Raw genomic sequence first — 17,969 nt, forward strand, 5'->3', positions numbered from 1 at the left:
TCAACTTAATTTTTGAGAGAGGGAGTATATCTGTGCACACCTATTCCATTATGTATATAGTACCCTGTCAACTTTCAAAAATCAAGCGTGCAGTTGGAGAAAAATTTGAATTTTGCCCTTTTGATTTACACAACAAGTACCCCGATTTTTAGAAAAATCGGGGTACTGCTTCAAGCGCCAATTTAAGAATTACTAAACTGCTCAATTATCCCGCCACCTAACACTTTCTCCCCTTCATACCACACCGCCGCCTGTCCGGGGGTAATGCTGAATTGCGGCTCATCAAACACAATCCGCACGCGGTCATTTCCCAAGGGAATGACTGTTACTGGTACTGGGTTAGAACGATAGCGGACTTGTACTTCTGCTCGAATTGGGCTTGTGGGTTCAGCAATAGATACCCAATTAACCCGATGCACCGTACATTCTGGCTGCGTTACCTTAGTGCGATCGCCCACAATCACCTTGTTATTCACTGCATCTAAAGCAATTACATACAATGGTTCAGCTGCTGCAATCCCCAAACCCTTACGCTGTCCTATAGTGTAATGATGGACACCATCATGCTGCCCTAACACTTTACCATTAGTGTCAACAATATCACCCTTTTTGGGAGCCAGATACTTATCCAAAAATTGCCGCATTGAGCCGTTAGCTTCTACTAAACATAAATCTTGGCTTTCTGGTTTGTCAGCAGTTTTGAGATTGTATTCACTAGCTATGCGGCGAGTTTCACTCTTTTGGATTTCACCCAGGGGAAATACACAGCCAGCAACTAAATCTTGAGATAAATCATAGAGAAAATAAGACTGATCTTTGTTGCGATCAACCGCTCGCAGCAGTTCGTAACGCCCAGTTTCTTCGTTATAGCGAATTCGGGCATAATGACCGGTAGCAATGCGATCGCATCCCAAATTTTCGCGGGCATATTGTAACATCGGCCCAAATTTTACCGTTTTATTGCACTGTGAGCAAGGTAATGGCGTAATACCAGCACTGTAACCGCTAACGAGATAATCAACAATATTTGTTTGAAAGACTTCTCGAATATCAACAACGTGATGGGAAATGCCTAGCTGCTCACAAATCAAAGCTGCATCAATCATACCTTCAGAGCAACACTGACCCTTGCCTTTCATCAGCCAAAGGGTCAAACCAATCACTTCATAGCCTTGATTGTGCAAAATTGTGGCAGCGGTGGAACTGTCAACGCCGCCAGAAAGTCCAACAACGACTTTTTTCATCTCCGTAAATATTGCTAGGCGACTAGTTTATAATTTAACACTATGTAATTACTAAGACAGGTAATTCACTGATTACTTATAAAAGTATCCGTGATATTACCATCAATTAAAATTCCCAACTGATAAAAGACTTTCGTCTTTAGCCCGAAAATTACTTCAGGTTCATGGGGGAATTTTGGCAACAAGTTGGTTTCTGTAAAAAATTTTCTATCAACTTTTACTTGCTAATATGTGGAATGTATCACTAATTCAACTTATAGCATTTCATCGCTTTGCCCAACCATCTTTAATTCTCCATGCTGTGTTGGGATCTTTTTTAGCAAACATATTCCATACTATCCCCACCGCAGCGCAAATTCCCATCACCAGAGAATTATTGGCGCAACAGCCAACTGTTTATGATGGAGTACCGCCACAGTCACCCCTGCCCTTTATTCCTGAAAGTAACCAAGTATTACCACCACCCCAGATCAACAATGGAAATTATTCTATTTTTCAACAAAATCCATCTCCCCCAGTATATACACATGGTCAGGAATATCCGCACTACCAAACTATGCCCTCTCCTCCAACTAGACAGGATAGCCAAAATTTTGAGCGTTACTTAGTTTACGTTGATAGCAATAATCCCCAAACACTCCAACAAATACGTTTGATTGAACCCACAGCTTATATGCGGAATTTTGAAGGACGTTCTGTAATTCAAGTAGGTATATTTAGCAAGGCATCTAATGCCCAACAGCGCATTCAGCAATTAGCAGCCTCTGGTATAAATCAAGGACGGATTGCTAGCTTTGCTAACAAACAGGAAACTCCAACCAACCTGAATATCAAAAATTCGCAAACAGCAAATTCCAAATATTACTACGTAGCTATTCCTGCCAAATCGCAAGATATACCCTCAATTGCCAATCAAATTCGTAGTAATATTGCACAAAGACCAACAGTTAGTACTAGAAACCAACCACGTGGTTCGCACGTAGCAGTTGGTCCTTTTAGCAATAGAACACTAGCAGAACAATGGAGTCGCTATCTGCAAAGTTTAGGATTTAGTAATGCTAGAGTTTACTACGGAAGGTAGAAAATTGAAATTTTAGCTTTGGGTTTTGGGATTTTGGATTAATCTAAAATTTAAGTTCCCAAATCCAAAACTGATTGATGAACAGGCAAGAACAAATTTCGCAAATTGCAGTCACAGCAGAACAGATGCGTGACATTGAAGCGCGTATCTTTGCAGCAGGAATGCCTGTAGCGGCTTTGATGGAAAAGGTGGCAGGATTGATTGCCCGTCGCATTCAAACACTTTATCTTTCAGAAGACACAATCTTAGAAGATGAGGAGAGAGAAAAATTTCCCGCGTCACCCTTACGGGTACTCTACGAGAAGCCGCCCTCCGGGCGTCTACGCCAGTCACCTGCGGAGGGATACCCTCCCGCAGTGCTGGACTCACCGCGTTACCGTGTCACCGCGTCCTCTTCATTTCCGCGTCTGAATAAAGTTGGAATTCTCGTCGGCCCCGGTCATAATGGGGGAGATGCTTTAGTAGTTGCTCGTGAATTGCACTTTCAAGGGCTTGAAGTTTGCATTTATTGCCCATTTCCTAAGCTTAAGGAACTCACTTCACAACACTTACAGTATGCTCAAAGCTTGGGTATTCCGTGTTATCAATCAATAGAGGATCTAATAGATTGCGATTTATTAGTTGATGGCTTATTTGGATTTGGGTTAGAAAGAGAACTAAAAGATCCTGTCGCCAGTGCCATCAATCAGTTAAATGACAAATCTGCACCAATTGTTAGTATTGATGTGCCTTCGGGTTTGCATACAGATACTGGTGAAGTATTGGGAACTGCCATCCGTGCAAGCCGCACATTTTGTCTCGGTTTGTGGAAGCAAGGCTTATTGCAAGATCAAGCCTTAGAATATGTTGGCAAAACCGAGTTAATCGATTTTGATATTCCCTGGGCGGATGTGGAAGCGGTTCTAGGGAACCCTCAAGTCAAACGTATCACCAAAGAAACTTTATTTTCCACTTTGCCAATACCCCGCCCTGCTGTCACCCATAAGTATAAAGAAGGACATTTATTACTCATTTGTGGTTCGCGTCGCTATTCTGGGGGAGCAATTTTAACAGGATTAGGAGCAAGGGCAAGTGGAGTCGGAATGGTGTCAATTGCCGTGCCAGAATCTATAAAATCTATCATGGTAAGTCATTTACCAGAAGCTTTAATTGTCGGCTGTCCAGAAACCGAAACAGGCGCGATTGCTAAACTGCAATTACCAGAAAACACTGACTTAAATTCTTTTAGTGCGATCGCTTGTGGCCCTGGTTTAACCAAAGATGCCATCCCCATTATGCAACAAGTCCTAGAAAGTGCAAATCCTCTAGTTCTCGATGCCGATGGTTTGAATATTCTAGCGGCAATGGGGACTAATCAGATGTTGGCAAAACGACACTCACTGACAGTATTAACACCTCATACAGGTGAATTCAAACGTTTATTTCCCGCATTACCAGATGCCAAGCAAGACAGAATCAAAGCTGTAAGGGCAGCAGCCAAGGAAAGTGGGGCAGTAGTGCTATTGAAAGGAGCAAGAACTACCATTGCTGATCCCCAGGGTACAGTTTGGATTAATCCCGAAAGTACACCAGCCCTAGCACGGGGTGGTAGTGGTGATGTTTTAACTGGATTAATGGGTGGACTAATCGCCCAAGCAGTAACGCGCCAATTACCTATCGAAAAAATGGTAGCAACTGCTGCTTGGTGGCACGCCCAAGCGGGAATTTTAGCAGCCCAAGAACGGACAGAGTTAGGAGTAGATGCATTTACACTTACAGAGTATTTGATAAAGGTGATAAGTAATACATCAAAGCCAGGTGAGTGAGGATATTAGCGATCGCTATTTATATAATGGTATGTGTACTTGAGCGTCTGTTAGCACCTAAATCGCCAAAATCTTTGTTTGCTCTGTCTTTTAAAGTAAACATGGGATTTTATCAGTGGGCAAAAACCTACCCACTTCCAAGTTAATCTTTCCTCAACGTGAGTATTTATATTTGAGGAAAGAAAGAGGGGATTTTGGCTCAAATTACTAAAATAGAAATATTAATAAATAACAAAATAAGGATGACTTTGTTCGTAGCAGTACTACGGTGGAAAAGTGTAGTGGGCAAAGATTAAATGAGGAGTTATATCTGTTTTTTAACCCTTAGCTAGACTAATATAGGTGAACCTGGATTTATCGCTGCTTAAACTAGAGAGGACAAAGGAATCAAAAGTTAAAAACCAATGATTTACCAAACACGTTCAAAGCTTTGTCAAATAATTTTTCTTGCTTAAGCCACAGTAGGTAAGCGTGTAATCCCAAAGATGAATCAATTTCAAGCAATGAAGCATTTCAGCTTACGGGCTGATCTCCTGAAGAAATGGAGAAGTATCTCTACAATTGAGTAGGACAAAGTAGTAATTGATTTCAGATTGCAGAAATTTATGATTGGTTGCTCAACCATAAAAAGAAGGTAGAGCAGGTTATTCCAAAAGATGAATGCTAAGTAGCTCCACCCTATAAAAAGAAAGGAGATAAAAATGATACAAGCTAAAACTGGTGATACTGTGAAAGTTCACTATACGGGCAAATTAGATGATGGTACTGTATTTGATTCTTCTAGTGGTCGAGATCCTTTACAATTCTCCATTGGTGAAGGAATAGTTATTCCCGGCTTTGAAGAAGCTGTGGTTGGCATGAGTCCAGGAGAATCCAAAACTACAAACATTTCTGCTGAACAAGCATATGGCCCTTATCGTCCAGAATTAGTGATGATAGTAGAGCGGCAACGCATACCAACAGATGTAGCCCTTGAAGTTGGACAACTGTTGCAAATTTCTCAAAGTAGTGGTCAAGCAATTCCAGTCGTTGTTACTAATGTATCAGAAGCTGAAGTCACTCTAGATGCCAATCATCCCCTAGCAGGACAAGAACTGATTTTTGATATCCAGCTAGTTGAGATTAACTAAGTGCGATCGCATTTTTCTTCAGCTTACGAACTGACAAATAGATAGTAGCACAGATAAGGGTGCGTTAAGTAACAGCAACGCACTCTTATTTTATGGTTACTGATGTTATCGTTATTGGGAAATGTTAGTTTGTTTGAGATGTTTACTTACTTGTATTTATTGCTTGATACTAACTTTAATAATATTTTAATATTATTTAAAAATAACTAGATTAAATTTGACATTAGTAAATAATATAATTTTAATTTACGCCGATAAAAAATAGTAAGTCAGTCAGTGAATTAGAAAAAATATTTTTTGAAACTTAATAAATATATACTTCAATAAATTATTTAGTTCTATTTTCCGTGAATCACTGTTAATGAGTTTAAGTTTCTGGGAACTATTACATACAGGAAGTATTTATTAAAATTCTCAGCTGCAATGGAAGATACATTAACTATAAAACCAGTACAATCAAACTCAAATCATATAGAATATCAAGCAGAGCAACAAAAAGCCTTAGCTAGAGTCATTGCCCATATTCGTGAATCTCTAGATATAGAAAATATTTTCAAAACTAGTGTCATCGAAATTCGTCAGTTACTCAATGCCGATCGCGTTGTAGTATTTCGTTTTTTCTCGAATCAGGAATTGGCAGGAGAATTTATCTTTGAAGATGTAGCGCCACAATGGAATTCTGTGATTACTGAACGAGTTCACGATCATTGCTTCAGTGTCCAATTTGCCGAACTCTATCAGCAAGGACGTGTTAATGCTATTTCTGATATTGAGCAACAGAATTTTAGTGAATGTTACATTCAACTTTTACAAAGATTTCAAGTCCGTGCCAATATAGTTGTGCCTTTACTCAAAGGAGAACAACTTTGGGGATTGTTATGTATTCATCAATGTAGTAGCCCTCGTACTTGGCAGAATACTGAAATAGAGTTTGTCATTCAAATTGCCGAACATTTGGGAGTAGCTCTGCAACATATCGAATTACTAAACCAAGCTAGATATCAAGCAGAACTGCAAAAAGCTTTAAATCGGCTCATTTCTCGGATGAGAGAATCTTTAGATTTAGATAGTATCTTCAAAACTACAGTCACTGAAGTCCGTCAGCTCCTAAGTGCAGATCGAGTAGTAGTGTTTCGATTTAACTCACAACTGCATGGAGAAGGACAATTTATCTATGAAGATAGGAAAGCTATATGGAATTCGATAATTACTAAAGAACTACACCATCACGGTTTAAGTGTAGATTTTAAAGACTTGTGTCAGCAAAGTTGGCTGAGGATAAATACTGATATTTATCAAGCTAATTCTAGTGATGGCGATATTCAAATTCTAGAAAAATTTCAAGTTCGGGGATATATAGTTGCCTCTTTAATCAAAGGTAAAGAAATATGGGGCTTATTGTGTATTCATCAATGTAGTAATTCCCGTTTATGGGAAACATCAGAAATTGAATTTGTCCAACAAATTGCTGAGTATTTGGAAGTTGCTCTACAACAAGCAGATTACATAGAACAAGTAAAAGCACAATCTGCTCAGTTGGCACAAGTTGCAGCACGAGAAAGAACAGCAGAATGGCAAAGAACAGCAGCCATAACCATTGAGAAAATTCGTCAGTCTCTTGATTTAGAAACCATTTTTCGTACCACTACCCAAGAGCTTAGGCAACTACTAAATGCCGATCGCGTTGGTATTTATCGCTTCAATCCAGATTGGAGCGGTGAATTTGTATTTGAATCGGCGGCTGAAGGTTGGATTTCGTTGATACAAGCGCAGTTACAACAACCCGAAATACGCAGAAACATTAGCGAATGTAGCGCCAAAGATTTAGCTGATCCTCCAGTAGTAGATACTTACTTGCAAGATACACAAGGGGGACGTTTCGCCAGAGGTGAGCTTTACCGCACTTGTGATGATATCTACAACGCTAGCTTTAACCACTGTTACCTTCAAGTCTTAGAAACTTATCAAGCAAGAGCTTATGCGATCGTCGCCATTTATCACCATCAAAAACTGTGGGGCTTGCTTGCAGTCTACCAAAACTCAAAACCACGAAAATGGCAAGAAGACGAAGTATATTTACTTACCCAAATCAGTACCCAATTAGGTGTGGCTTTACAGCATGCTGAGTTCATGCAGCAAATGCAAACGCAAGCAGCAGAGCTAATAAAAGCCGATGAACGTCAAAGAGCATTGGCGACAACGGTTGAGAAAATCCGTCAAACATTGGATATAGATACCATATTTAAAACCACTACTCAAGAAGTGCGGCAGCTATTAGAAGTAGAACGGGTAGCAATTTATCGCTTCTATCCTGATTGGAGTGGAGAATTTGTGGCTGATTCTATTGTTGATGGTTGGCAACCTATAACCAAGCCACAACCTGTGCATGAACGTCTGTTTTCACAATCTGCCCAAGCAGGCAAGTACCCGCGCAATGAAGTTTTTGTACCGATTTCCCAAGGAGAGAAACTTTGGGGATTGCTAGTAGCTTATCAAAACTCTCAACCCCGTTACTGGCAAGATGAAGAAATCAACTTGCTGGCACAAGTAGGCATACAACTGGGAGTGGCATTACAGCAAGCCGAAGCTTGGAAACAAGTGCAAAAGCAAGCCCAAAAGTTGGCACAAGCTGCCGAACGCGAAAAAGCTTTAGCCGTTACAGTAGAAAAAATTCGTCAATCTCTTGATCTAGATACTATTTTTGCTACTACTACTCAAGAAGTACGGCAGCTACTAGAAGTTGATCGAGTCGCAATTTATCGATTCTGGGCTGATTGGAGTGGAGAATTTGTAGCTGAGTCTGTAGCTGAGGGTTGGAAACCAGTTAAGGAAATGATGCCTGTAGTTGCTGGTGATTACTTACAACAATACCAAGGTGGACGCTACGCTCAAGGTAATATCCTTGTAGTTAACGATATTCACAGTCAAAATAATTCGAGTTCTCACCTGGCTGTAATTGAGCAAATACAAGCCAAAGCATATATGATCGTGCCAATTTTTCTAGGAGAGAAGTTGTGGGGATTGCTAGCAGCCTACCAAAATATTGGTTCCCGTGATTGGCAAAAAGAAGAAGTAGATTTGTTGATACACATAGCCAATCAATTAGGAGTAGGGCTTCAGCAAGCCGAACTATTAAAACAAACTCAGCACCAAAAAGAAGAACTTGCCCACACTCTCCAAGAGTTACAGCAGACTCAAGCACAGTTGATTCAAAGTGAAAAAATGGCTGGTTTGGGGCAGTTAGTAGCTGGGATCGCTCATGAAATTAACAATCCTGTTAATTTTATCTTTGGTAACATTAGCTACGTCGCTGAATACACAGAGAATTTGCTGAAAATGCTACATCTCTACCAGCAAAATTATCCCCATCCCACACCAGAAATTCAAGAGCAAGCAGCAAAAATGGAAATAGACTACATTGCTGAAGACTTGCCAACAATTCTCAAGTCAGTGATGTTAGGTGCAGAGCGCATCTCTGAATTAGTAATGTCTTTACGCACTTTCTCGCGCCTCGATCATGCGGAGATGAAGCCAGTTGACATCCATGAAGGCATTGACAGTACCTTGTTGATTTTGCAACATCGCTTGAAAAATCATGTAGATGCTTCTGGTATTGAAATTGTTAAGGAATATGGTGAGTTACCTTTAGTAGAATGTTTTCCAGCCCGGCTCAATCAGGTATTTATGAATATTCTTGGTAATGCCATTGATGCTTTAGAAGACTCCAACATCAACAATCCGCAAATTCAGATTCGCACACAACTCACATCAGATAATTCTATTCTGATTTGCATTCAAGACAATGGCCCGGGTATTATCGAGCAAGTGCGAACGCGCATTTTTGATCCCTTCTTCACAACCAAAGAACCCGGTAAAGGCACTGGTTTGGGACTATCAATTAGCTACCAAATTATCGTAGATAAACACGGCGGTCAAATTAAGTGTTTGTCTGAACCTGGCAGGGGTTGTGAATTTTGGATTGAAATTCCCATTGTGCAATCTGTTTGTGCGCTCATGTAGTTAGCGACTTCCAATTAAAAAAATCTCCAATTTGTAGAGGAGGCAGTTTGCGGTGTAGATTTTCTGAGCGCAAAACAGCCGTTGCGTGCTTGACGATAGTCCGTAACGCACCATCAACAATCGAAGCAAGGTGGATTATGCGATCGCTAACCCACCCTAATGGCGTTACCGGACTAAAATGATGGAATAAATTGTTTTGTGGTGCGGGCTAGAAGCCCATCCCACAATATTTTTCTGATGCACCAATTTAGCTGTGTCAGTCCACTACTTTATACAATGATATAAATGACCTCTTAGTATGCTAGTAGCTATTAGCCATTAGCTATTTTAAAAATTGCTATAGCGTTCTTCTGCCCAAGGTTCGCCTCGTTGGTGATAGCCATTGCGTTCCCAAAAACCAAATTCTTCACTTTCGAGAAACTCTAAGCCGTTGAGCCACTTGGCGCTTTTCCAAGCATACAGGTGGGGAACAACTAACCGCAACGGCCCGCCATGTTCGGCAGGTAATGGTTCACCAAACAATTTAAAAGCAAAGAAGTTTTCTTCCCGCAAAAAGTCTAGCATGGAAATATTGGTAGTATAGCCGCCATAGCAATGTTCCATGACATGGGCGGCTTTCGGATCAACTTCAATTAATTCCATCAAGTGTGTGACTTTAATGCCAGTCCATTTCACATCCAGCTTAGACCAGCGAGTTACGCAATGGAAGTCAGCAGTAAATTCATGTTGGGGTAGTGCCATAAAGTCTTGCCAAGTAAATGTCTTGGCTTTTGCCAAACCCCAAACTCGAAACTCCCAATTATCTGTACTGACTTGAGGAGTGGCACCATAAGTTAATACAGGGAAGCCCTTAGTCAAATATTGTCCTGGTGGAACGCGTTCGCCTTCTTCCTGAGTCGGTTTTTGAAAGTGTTTCCCTAACATAGTTACGAAAAATAAGTGCTCTTAAGAAGACACTTTAGTTTTTATATGATTACTTTTTATCGCCAATAGGTAAGAGCTAATCGCTAACAGCTAATGGTAAGGAAACAATTAGCTATTAGCAGTTAAAAATTAGCAGTTTTACGATTCCTCTTCTTCCTCTTCTTCCTCTGCTGATGGATACACAAATGTAGAACGTCCAGTTAAAATCGACTTACCGAGAGAAAGAGCTTTTTGAGCTTCAAGGGCTGCTTTGCGCCTCCAAGTAGCTCGACGCTGATCGCGTTTGGACTTTGATGTTTTCTTCTTTGGAACAGCCATGGTAGCGGATAACGCAATTTTTGACAACCTTATTATTCTAATTCATTAATGCCTCTGCGGTAGAGGTGGAAGAGTTAGGATTGGTTATTTGGCTTGGGGAGCGGAGGCTGGAGCTACATTGGGAGGAAGATTGTCTTTCATGAATAATAGCGATCGCGCTGTTTTGAAATATCTTGCCCAGCGTTGCGGATCGGGGCGAGTTCGCCATTGTTGACGACTGACTGCTAATTCTAAAACTGGTGCGATCGCTCCTTGATTTTGTACGGAAACAAATATAGATACATCTGATACTAATATATCTTGGTCAAAACTGCGTTGAGCAGCGGCTCTGGCAGCATTTTCTGCCCTTCGTAACAGGGTTTCGTAGTTCTCCTCTGGCAAGCGGTCAATAGCTAAGTCAACTCTGGTGGTGTAAGCTTGCACAATCTTCGGGGCGATCGCTTCTGTTAACAGCCATATAGGAGCTGCAAGACTCAGCAAAACTAATGCATGAGAGATCCGGATTTTCTTTGCAATTAATGGCATAAGTTGAATGAACCTCTCAAGAGGATTTTGCTTTGCTGAAGAAGATCTGCTTAATGATTGATGACTGCAACTCCTCATAACCTATATACTCCTGGATATGAATAATCAAGTGGAATTCGATATTGGCAATTTCCCGGATAAACAAGTAATAAAAATAACATCTCATCTGTTGATGAGATGATGTTCGTATTAGTTATAAAACACTAGGTTAGCTTTGTTTTTCAGCAAAGCCAACCGCGATTTCAAGTAAGTAAAAAATAACCGGCAGAGAGCGCGATGGCAAATAATTGGGCGATCGCCATTGGCATAAATCAATATCAGTTCTTTCAACCTTTAGGGTGTGCGCAAGCTGATGCCGAGGCCTTAAAGGATTTTTTAATAGTAGAAGCAGGGTTTTTGCAACAACAGTGTCTGTTGATGACAGATACTTCACCACCTTTAGGTGATAGATCTACCTATCCTACAAAGGAGAATATTCTGCTTTTGCTGGAGGATTTAGCAGCAGCATGTTGGCAACCGCAAGACAAAGTATGGTTCTTCTTTAGTGGTTACGGTGTTAACCACAATGGACAAGATTATTTGATGCCAGCAGAAGCAAACCCCGAACAGATAGAAGAAACAGGCATCGAAGTCAGAGCAATTATGCAAAGCTTGCTAGTTGCGGAACTAGACATAGTGCTGATGTTTGATATTAACCGTGCTTTTGCAAATAAAGGGAATGATCTTGTAGGACAAGAAATTATTGAACTGGCTCAAGAACTAGAAATTCCCACAATTCTTTCTTGCCAACCGGAGCAATTCTCCCACGAAAGTAGCGAATTAGGTCACGGATTCTTTACAGCAGCACTATTAGAGGCTTTGCGTTCTCATCATGGCAACACCTTGGAGGGCTTAGAAAGATATCTTAGTCTGCGCACACCAGAGCTATGTCAACACTACTGGCGTCCGACACAAAATCCCGTTACTGTTATCCCTTCGAGGGAGCAAGATATTTTGCCAACCTCAGAAGTGGATGAAGATAGGGAAGAATCACCAATGATTGGTTCTAGAGAAATCTTAGCTGCTGCACTTCCTGCTCCTTCGCTCCACCCTAATCCTCAAATAAATTATTCTGCGTGGCAGTCAACCACAAATCCTGATACTGACACAAACATGCATCAATATGGAAACAAACAAACTGTTCCCATATCTTCCCACTCTCTTAAATCTTCTTTGTCCTCAACTAAGATTAAGAAAAGTAAAAGGGCAGGAAACACTTGGTTGTCGAATCCACTACTTTTATGGAGTGCAGGTACAATGCTCACGTTGGGCTTAGTTACAGTAGTTTATCTACGCAACCAAGGAGGTTTGAAAGTGGTGGAAATGCTTTCAGCATCAACTAAAGCAGTTAATGATGATACTGAAACGGAGATTTTGCCAATATCACCTGATACGTCTTACGATACCAATTTTATTAAGACTTCTCCTGTAACTTTAGCACCTGCACCAAAAAGCCAGTTACCATCGTCAATCAGTGCTAATTCCCAAGCCATTAAGCATAACAAGGCAAGGTTGGAATTGGCAAAAATGTCTCTTCGTCCAAATCAAGCTAGCGATCTCAGTTTAGCGATCGCCAAAGCGCGAAAAATTCAGCCTGATCAACCACTTTATCAACAAGCTCAAGATAATATCCAAATTTGGAGCAGGATGATCTTAGATTTAGCCGAAAGTCGCGCACAGCGAAGACAGTACGCCAAAGCTATAGCCGCAGCTCAATTGGTTGGCAAAGATGAATCTATTTACCCACAAGCACAAGCATCTATTAGCCTATGGCGAATTGAGGCAAAGCAATATATGAGTAATAAAACTCTTTTAGATGCTGCTAATGCCTTAATTATGCCTGGACAGGCATCTACTTATAATCGTGCTATTGAAGTAGCCAAAAAAGTAGCACCAGGTGAACCTGGTTTCGAGCAAGCTCAAAAGTCGATCAACCAATGGAGTGAAAAAATCTTAGATATAGCTATAAAACGAGCTTCGCAAAGACAATTCCAAGCAGCAATTGCAACCGTTCTTTTAGTTCCACAAGAGTCATCTGCTTACAAAAAGGCTCAACAAGCACTGCAAAAGTGGCAACAGCAATAGAGTTAGCGGTTAACCACTAACTACTATCTACTAATCACTAACTAGTGTACGGGCGGGTTTAGAATACAAATTCTCGTTTTTAACCGAAAGATAAATAAACAAAACCCGCCCTTACTAACTACTAACAATTCCTAGTCTTTAACAGTACTGTGATACGTCCTCGCCGCATTCATCGGCTAAATAGCATAGCGCTCGGAAACGCAAGCCAACCAATTGTTCGTATAAAGGGTTGAGTTTGCACATCGGTGGAATGTGAAAAAAGGTTCTACCAAATAACTTGACATCACGCTCAAAGGGACATTGGGCAGGAATGAGTGTACATAAACGATGAGCGAATTGGCGATCGCGAACTTGTAGGCTGTCTAACCAATGACGTAATGGTTGGAGAATAGGAAAGTAATGCTTGGGGGCTGTAGAGCCTAGCTGAATAACGTTAGCGTTTGTAGCTTCGGTTGAATTTAACGATACCCAGCTAGCCAAAAAAATCTTTTTTGTGGTATTATCGAATACCTTCATGTTTTACTCCTCTTTTTTCGTGAGGGTCTTCACCACTTCGCTGAAGATATACAAGGTAAAAATCGCATTTCCCGGAAGAATGTGGTTTAGACAAAGCTTAGATCTAATGTTTCGGTAGCCACTCGCATCAGAATCTACTTATTAATACGTCAAGTTAATCGCAATTTTCCCGGAATCGGAAGTGTGATAATGCTATCTTGTTCATAACTTGACATAATTAAAATTCTAATAAAGACATCTACCTACAGACAGATATTAATTTAACATTTACAAAACTTATTTGCAGACAAATCATATCTATTTCTTGTATTAATTGTCTGTAAGTATAAATACTAGTTTTTATGATGAGAGAAAAATAGCTCAATAATAAACCAATGACAATTGACAAATTAGCTATTTATGGTGTTTTAGGGCTTACTTACTTGGGATTGGCATTGGGTTATGTTCCTGGCTTTCGCATGAACCGTGCCACGATCGCCTTGGTAGGATCTGGTTTTTTGATTGCGACGGGCGTGCTGAGTTTGCGGCAAGCATGGGATGCAATTGATTCTACGACCATTGTATTTTTGTTAAGCATGATGGTGGTTAATGCCAATCTTTCCTATGCCGGGTTTTTTCCACAAGTACTCTCATTTCTATTGCGCTTTACCCGCAGTCCTTTTGGTATATTGATTGCCCTAACTTTTGGCAGTGGCATTCTCTCCGCTTTTTTTCTCAATGATACCTTAGTACTAGTTTTTACGCCATTGACAATCAGCCTCACTCAAGCATTGCGGTTGAACCCAATACCTTATTTGTTGGCGATCGCAGGGGCTACTAACATAGGTTCTGTTGCCACTTTAAGCGGTAATCCCCAAAATATTTTAATTGGTTCCTTTTCGGGCATCGGCTTCCTTGATTTTATGAGGGCATTAACTCCAGTTGCTGTAACTGGTTTAGCTATTCAAGTAATCCTACTGTGCCTGCTTTATCCAAATGTACGCTCAACTGTGCCTTGTACAGAATTATTTATCCGTAAACAACGCGTCTTCAAACCCCTTTTTTATAAAACCTTAGTACTCACCACTGGATTGTTAATTGCCTTTATTGTCGGTTTACCTGTAGCAGAGTCAGCCTTGGTTGTTGCTAGCTTACTACTTGTTACTCGTCGTGTTAAACCTCAACGTATTCTCAAAAGGGTGGATTGGAACTTGTTGGTGATGTTTTCCGGATTGTTTATTTTAACTAAAGTTACCCAACAGTTAAATTTGCTCAAACCTTTCACCTATGCAGTTAACTCTTCTGCTGGACTTTTGGGTGTAGCAGTAATTTTGTCTAACCTGATTTCTAATGTTCCTGCTGTACTTCTGCTACAACCCCTAATTCCTAATGAGGATACTCAATCCTGGTTATTACTAGCAGCAGGATCAACCTTAGCGGGTAACTTAACTTTATTTGGTTCGGTAGCAAATTTGATAGTCGTAGAAGCAGCTGCTGAGTTAGGGTACCAGCTAACTTTTCTTGAGCATTTGCGCTTTGGCGTACCAATAACCTTGTTAACTTTGCTTCTAGTTTTTCTATGGGTTCACTAAAAAATAAGCATTCAAAAATGTCCTTACCTAGTTTAAGTAAAGATACAGATAGTGGTTATTAAAGATTAAATATAGAACTATTTCATTAAGTCAAGCTTTAACTTTATTCTATCAAAATAGTTATAGATACAAAGATTTGTCATGCTGCCATGCGTCAAGATATTGAACTTTACAACCAAGCTTTAGATAGTGGAAAAGAAGGTGCTTGGGCTGATGTAATTTTGATACTCCGTAAAGCTTTGGAAATTAACGACTCTGAGGCAGAATATCATTCTTTAATGGGTGTTGCTTGTCTAGGATTAGACTTGAAGGATTTAGCAATATACCACTTCCGTCAAGCCAACAAACTCAACCCTCGTGATCCTTTGCTAGCTCATTATCTCCCATTGTTGAATAATGATGACGATTCACCCACTATAGGCATTCCTCGCTCTCCATACCCTTTGATGCTTGATACCGGGACTGAAGTGAAATTTGATGAATTTGATAATGATATTAATTGAGTTCCTTCGTCGTAGCCCTATACTAAAAAACTATTTCAAAAAGAATTTGAGTTAGCTAGAAAAGTACTTCTAAGACACAGTAGAGACGCGAAATTACTCTCCAGGAACACCTGGGGCTACGCGTCTCTACAAACGAGAGCAATTTCCGCTAAAGAGGCTACTACGATGCTACCTGAGCAGCAGTACGTGTACGCCGCCTTCTACCATCGGCAACTTTGACGGGAGGCTCGTCTGGTATTTGCATCAGTAATGTTACAGATGGCTGACATTGCAATTCGCGACGGATGGAACGCGCCATTTCCCGCTCCAGCACTTCTTGCAATCCACCCCAATCCACCTCTGGCTGTTCGCCATCAAAAGTTTGAGCAAATTCTGTCCAGCGCACACTGAGTATTTCTTCGATCCGCTGTTGTACCCACTTTTGCAGAAGCGATCGCTCAATGCTTGTCACTACACCCCGCAGGTGAATTTCTGGTTTTGCCATCAACTTGCCACTCCAATCAATGGCGGTGGCAATGGTAACAATACCTTCCTCTGCCATCTTTTGCCGTTCTTGCAGGACTTTAGCACTAACCATGCCAGAGCTAGAAGTATCGACCAATTCTAGACCTGATGGCACTTTGCCCGCCACAGCAATGGATTCTTGTGTCAATTCCACAATATCACCATTCTGAATAATCACCATATTCTCGGCGGGAATACCCATATTTTGAGCTGTCTGGGAGTGCTTCACCAGCATTCGATGTTCGCCGTGAACGGGTAAGAAAAACTTGGGACGAGTCAATGCTAACATCAACTTTTGGTCTTCTTGACAACCGTGACCGGAGACGTGAATGCCTTTTTCTCTGCCGTAAACTACATTCGCACCTTGCATCATCAATTTATCGATGACGTTGACAACAGCTATCGTATTGCCGGGAATTGGGTTAGCTGAGAAGACTACTGTGTCTCCTTGTCGAATTTTGATATGAGGATGTTCTTTGTTAGCTATGCGTGTCAGGGCTGACATCGGTTCGCCTTGGGAACCAGTTGTCAAAATTAATACGTTTTCATCTGGTATATTGCGGATTGCATTCAGTGGCTGCAACAAATCATCTTTACATTTGATGTAACCAAGGTTGCGAGCATGGGCAATTAAATTCAGCATCGAACGTCCAACTACCCCGACGATACGATTATGCTTCTGCGCCAACTGCAAAATGATGTTGATACGGTGTACGCTAGAGGCGAAGGTGGTGACAAAAAGTCTTCCAGAGGCTTGAGAGAAAACTCTATCAAGGTTAGCAGCGACAGAACTTTCTGAGGGGGTGAATCCAGGTACTTCTGAGTTAGTTGAATCACTCATCAAGCAAAGAACACCTTTTTCACCGTGTTCGGCTAATCGCTGCAAATCAAAACGTTCGCCGTCCACAGGAGTGTGGTCAAATTTAAAATCTCCCGTGTGGATAATTACACCGAGTGGTGTATGAATAGCAACACTGAAGCTGTCGGCAATTGAGTGGGTATTGCGAATATATTCCACAAAAAAGTGTTTGCCAATTCGCACCACATCGCGGGGAAGAACGGTTCTTAATTCGGTGTGATCGCGTACCCCAGCCTCTTCTAATTTGCCCTCTAGCATTGCCATTGCTAATCTGGGACCATAGATTACGGGAATTTCAAATTGCTTGAGGTGAAAGGCAATTCCACCAATATGATCTTCATGACCGTGAGTGACGATCATGCCTTTAATTTTGTGACGATTTTCCCGCACGTATGTCATGTCTGGGAGGACAATATTAACTCCGTGCATTCCATCTGTAGGAAATGCTAAACCTGCATCTAACAGAATAATCTCATCATCATATTCAAAAACACAGGTATTTTTGCCAATTTCATGTAAGCCGCCTAATGGAATAATTTTTAAGGCGGAATTGTTTTCGTTTTTAGTCATTTTCTCCTTAGATTGTTCTGTAAATAATGTTGGAATTTAGAAGTCTTTTAAGACAGTTGAGAATATCTGTCTATTAAGTTAGTTAAGAAGTCGAGGAACTAGTCTAGTTTTTATCTGAATGTTTTATTGTTTGGTAATCTTCAATAAAAATGTACTTTGACCAAGCAGATTCAACGGTAATTTTTCTTTAGTAGCACAGGAATTATACCTGTCACACTGCTAAAATTACTTATAATACTGATTATGGCTTCTAATTATAAAAGTCTCTTAGTTTC

General features: G+C 40.7%; 14 protein-coding genes. 8 read left to right on the plus strand and 6 right to left on the minus strand.

The window, feature by feature from the left end:
• Positions 1-182: 182 nt before the first annotated feature.
• On the minus strand, positions 183-1,244 hold the full coding sequence (gene mnmA, locus QUB80_RS26620) for a tRNA 2-thiouridine(34) synthase MnmA (protein WP_289792491.1): 1,062 nt from the start codon (positions 1,242-1,244) through the stop codon (positions 183-185).
• 229 nt (positions 1,245-1,473) lie between these two features.
• Between mnmA and QUB80_RS26625 the strand changes: the two genes are divergently transcribed.
• From QUB80_RS26625 to QUB80_RS26645, 5 genes are all read left to right on the plus strand, one after another.
• The gene (locus QUB80_RS26625) at positions 1,474-2,325 is read left to right on the plus strand and encodes an SPOR domain-containing protein (protein WP_289792492.1); all 852 of its coding nucleotides are present in this window, start codon (positions 1,474-1,476) and stop codon (positions 2,323-2,325) included.
• Positions 2,326-2,402: 77 nt separating this feature from the next.
• The gene (locus QUB80_RS26630) at positions 2,403-4,130 is read left to right on the plus strand and encodes an NAD(P)H-hydrate dehydratase (RefSeq protein WP_289792493.1); all 1,728 of its coding nucleotides are present in this window, start codon (positions 2,403-2,405) and stop codon (positions 4,128-4,130) included.
• A gap of 701 nt (positions 4,131-4,831) precedes the next feature.
• The gene (locus QUB80_RS26635; RefSeq protein WP_289792494.1) at positions 4,832-5,260 is read left to right on the plus strand and encodes an FKBP-type peptidyl-prolyl cis-trans isomerase; all 429 of its coding nucleotides are present in this window, start codon (positions 4,832-4,834) and stop codon (positions 5,258-5,260) included.
• 423 nt (positions 5,261-5,683) lie between these two features.
• Positions 5,684-9,280, plus strand: coding sequence for a GAF domain-containing sensor histidine kinase (locus QUB80_RS26640; RefSeq protein ID WP_289792495.1), 3,597 nt, complete (start codon positions 5,684-5,686; stop codon positions 9,278-9,280).
• 47 nt (positions 9,281-9,327) lie between these two features.
• A complete protein-coding gene (locus QUB80_RS26645) occupies positions 9,328-9,462 on the plus strand; it encodes a hypothetical protein (protein WP_289792496.1) in 135 nt (44 codons plus the stop codon).
• A gap of 145 nt (positions 9,463-9,607) precedes the next feature.
• On the opposite strand, the gene QUB80_RS26650 is transcribed toward QUB80_RS26645, so the two are convergent.
• The 3 genes from QUB80_RS26650 to QUB80_RS26660 all read right to left on the minus strand — a co-directional run bounded on the left by QUB80_RS26650 (position 9,608) and on the right by QUB80_RS26660 (position 11,047).
• On the minus strand, positions 9,608-10,204 hold the full coding sequence (locus QUB80_RS26650) for a sulfite oxidase-like oxidoreductase (protein ID WP_289792497.1): 597 nt from the start codon (positions 10,202-10,204) through the stop codon (positions 9,608-9,610).
• 138 nt (positions 10,205-10,342) lie between these two features.
• Entirely contained in the window at positions 10,343-10,522 is a 180-nt protein-coding gene (gene rpmF, locus QUB80_RS26655) for a 50S ribosomal protein L32 (RefSeq protein ID WP_289792498.1), read from the minus strand.
• 84 nt (positions 10,523-10,606) lie between these two features.
• On the minus strand, positions 10,607-11,047 hold the full coding sequence (locus QUB80_RS26660; protein ID WP_289792499.1) for a hypothetical protein: 441 nt from the start codon (positions 11,045-11,047) through the stop codon (positions 10,607-10,609).
• A gap of 276 nt (positions 11,048-11,323) precedes the next feature.
• Here QUB80_RS26660 and QUB80_RS26665 point away from each other — a divergent pair, with 276 nt between their 5' ends.
• Positions 11,324-13,171, plus strand: coding sequence for a caspase family protein (locus QUB80_RS26665; protein WP_289792500.1), 1,848 nt, complete (start codon positions 11,324-11,326; stop codon positions 13,169-13,171).
• Between the two features lie 138 nt (positions 13,172-13,309).
• On the opposite strand, the gene QUB80_RS26670 is transcribed toward QUB80_RS26665, so the two are convergent.
• Positions 13,310-13,687 (minus strand): Mo-dependent nitrogenase C-terminal domain-containing protein, encoded by a 378-nt coding sequence (locus QUB80_RS26670; protein ID WP_289792501.1) that lies wholly within the window; start codon positions 13,685-13,687, stop codon positions 13,310-13,312.
• 374 nt (positions 13,688-14,061) lie between these two features.
• On the opposite strand from QUB80_RS26670, the gene QUB80_RS26675 reads away from it, so the two are divergent.
• Positions 14,062-15,258 (plus strand): anion transporter, encoded by a 1,197-nt coding sequence (locus QUB80_RS26675; RefSeq protein WP_289792502.1) that lies wholly within the window; start codon positions 14,062-14,064, stop codon positions 15,256-15,258.
• Between the two features lie 149 nt (positions 15,259-15,407).
• A complete protein-coding gene (locus QUB80_RS26680) occupies positions 15,408-15,761 on the plus strand; it encodes a hypothetical protein (RefSeq protein WP_289792503.1) in 354 nt (117 codons plus the stop codon).
• 160 nt (positions 15,762-15,921) lie between these two features.
• Here the strand turns inward: QUB80_RS26680 and QUB80_RS26685 are convergent, their stop codons facing one another.
• A complete protein-coding gene (locus QUB80_RS26685) occupies positions 15,922-17,694 on the minus strand; it encodes a ribonuclease J (RefSeq protein ID WP_289792504.1) in 1,773 nt (590 codons plus the stop codon).
• Positions 17,695-17,969: the final 275 nt, after the last annotated feature.

Origin of the sequence: Chlorogloeopsis sp. ULAP01 (assembly GCF_030381805.1) — a bacterium.
GTDB lineage: Bacteria > Cyanobacteriota > Cyanobacteriia > Cyanobacteriales > Nostocaceae > Chlorogloeopsis.

Coding starts and splice junctions, on each gene's coding strand:
- mnmA (WP_289792491.1), bottom strand. CDS start 1,244: ATGAAAAAAGTCGTTGTTGGACTTTCTGGCGGCGTTGACAGTTCCACC.
- QUB80_RS26625 (WP_289792492.1), top strand. CDS start 1,474: ATGTGGAATGTATCACTAATTCAACTTATAGCATTTCATCGCTTTGCC.
- QUB80_RS26630 (WP_289792493.1), top strand. CDS start 2,403: ATGAACAGGCAAGAACAAATTTCGCAAATTGCAGTCACAGCAGAACAG.
- QUB80_RS26635 (WP_289792494.1), top strand. CDS start 4,832: ATGATACAAGCTAAAACTGGTGATACTGTGAAAGTTCACTATACGGGC.
- QUB80_RS26640 (WP_289792495.1), top strand. CDS start 5,684: ATGGAAGATACATTAACTATAAAACCAGTACAATCAAACTCAAATCAT.
- QUB80_RS26650 (WP_289792497.1), bottom strand. CDS start 10,204: ATGTTAGGGAAACACTTTCAAAAACCGACTCAGGAAGAAGGCGAACGC.
- rpmF (WP_289792498.1), bottom strand. CDS start 10,522: ATGGCTGTTCCAAAGAAGAAAACATCAAAGTCCAAACGCGATCAGCGT.
- QUB80_RS26660 (WP_289792499.1), bottom strand. CDS start 11,047: ATGCCATTAATTGCAAAGAAAATCCGGATCTCTCATGCATTAGTTTTG.
- QUB80_RS26665 (WP_289792500.1), top strand. CDS start 11,324: ATGGCAAATAATTGGGCGATCGCCATTGGCATAAATCAATATCAGTTC.
- QUB80_RS26670 (WP_289792501.1), bottom strand. CDS start 13,687: ATGAAGGTATTCGATAATACCACAAAAAAGATTTTTTTGGCTAGCTGG.
- QUB80_RS26675 (WP_289792502.1), top strand. CDS start 14,062: ATGACAATTGACAAATTAGCTATTTATGGTGTTTTAGGGCTTACTTAC.
- QUB80_RS26680 (WP_289792503.1), top strand. CDS start 15,408: ATGCGTCAAGATATTGAACTTTACAACCAAGCTTTAGATAGTGGAAAA.
- QUB80_RS26685 (WP_289792504.1), bottom strand. CDS start 17,694: ATGACTAAAAACGAAAACAATTCCGCCTTAAAAATTATTCCATTAGGC.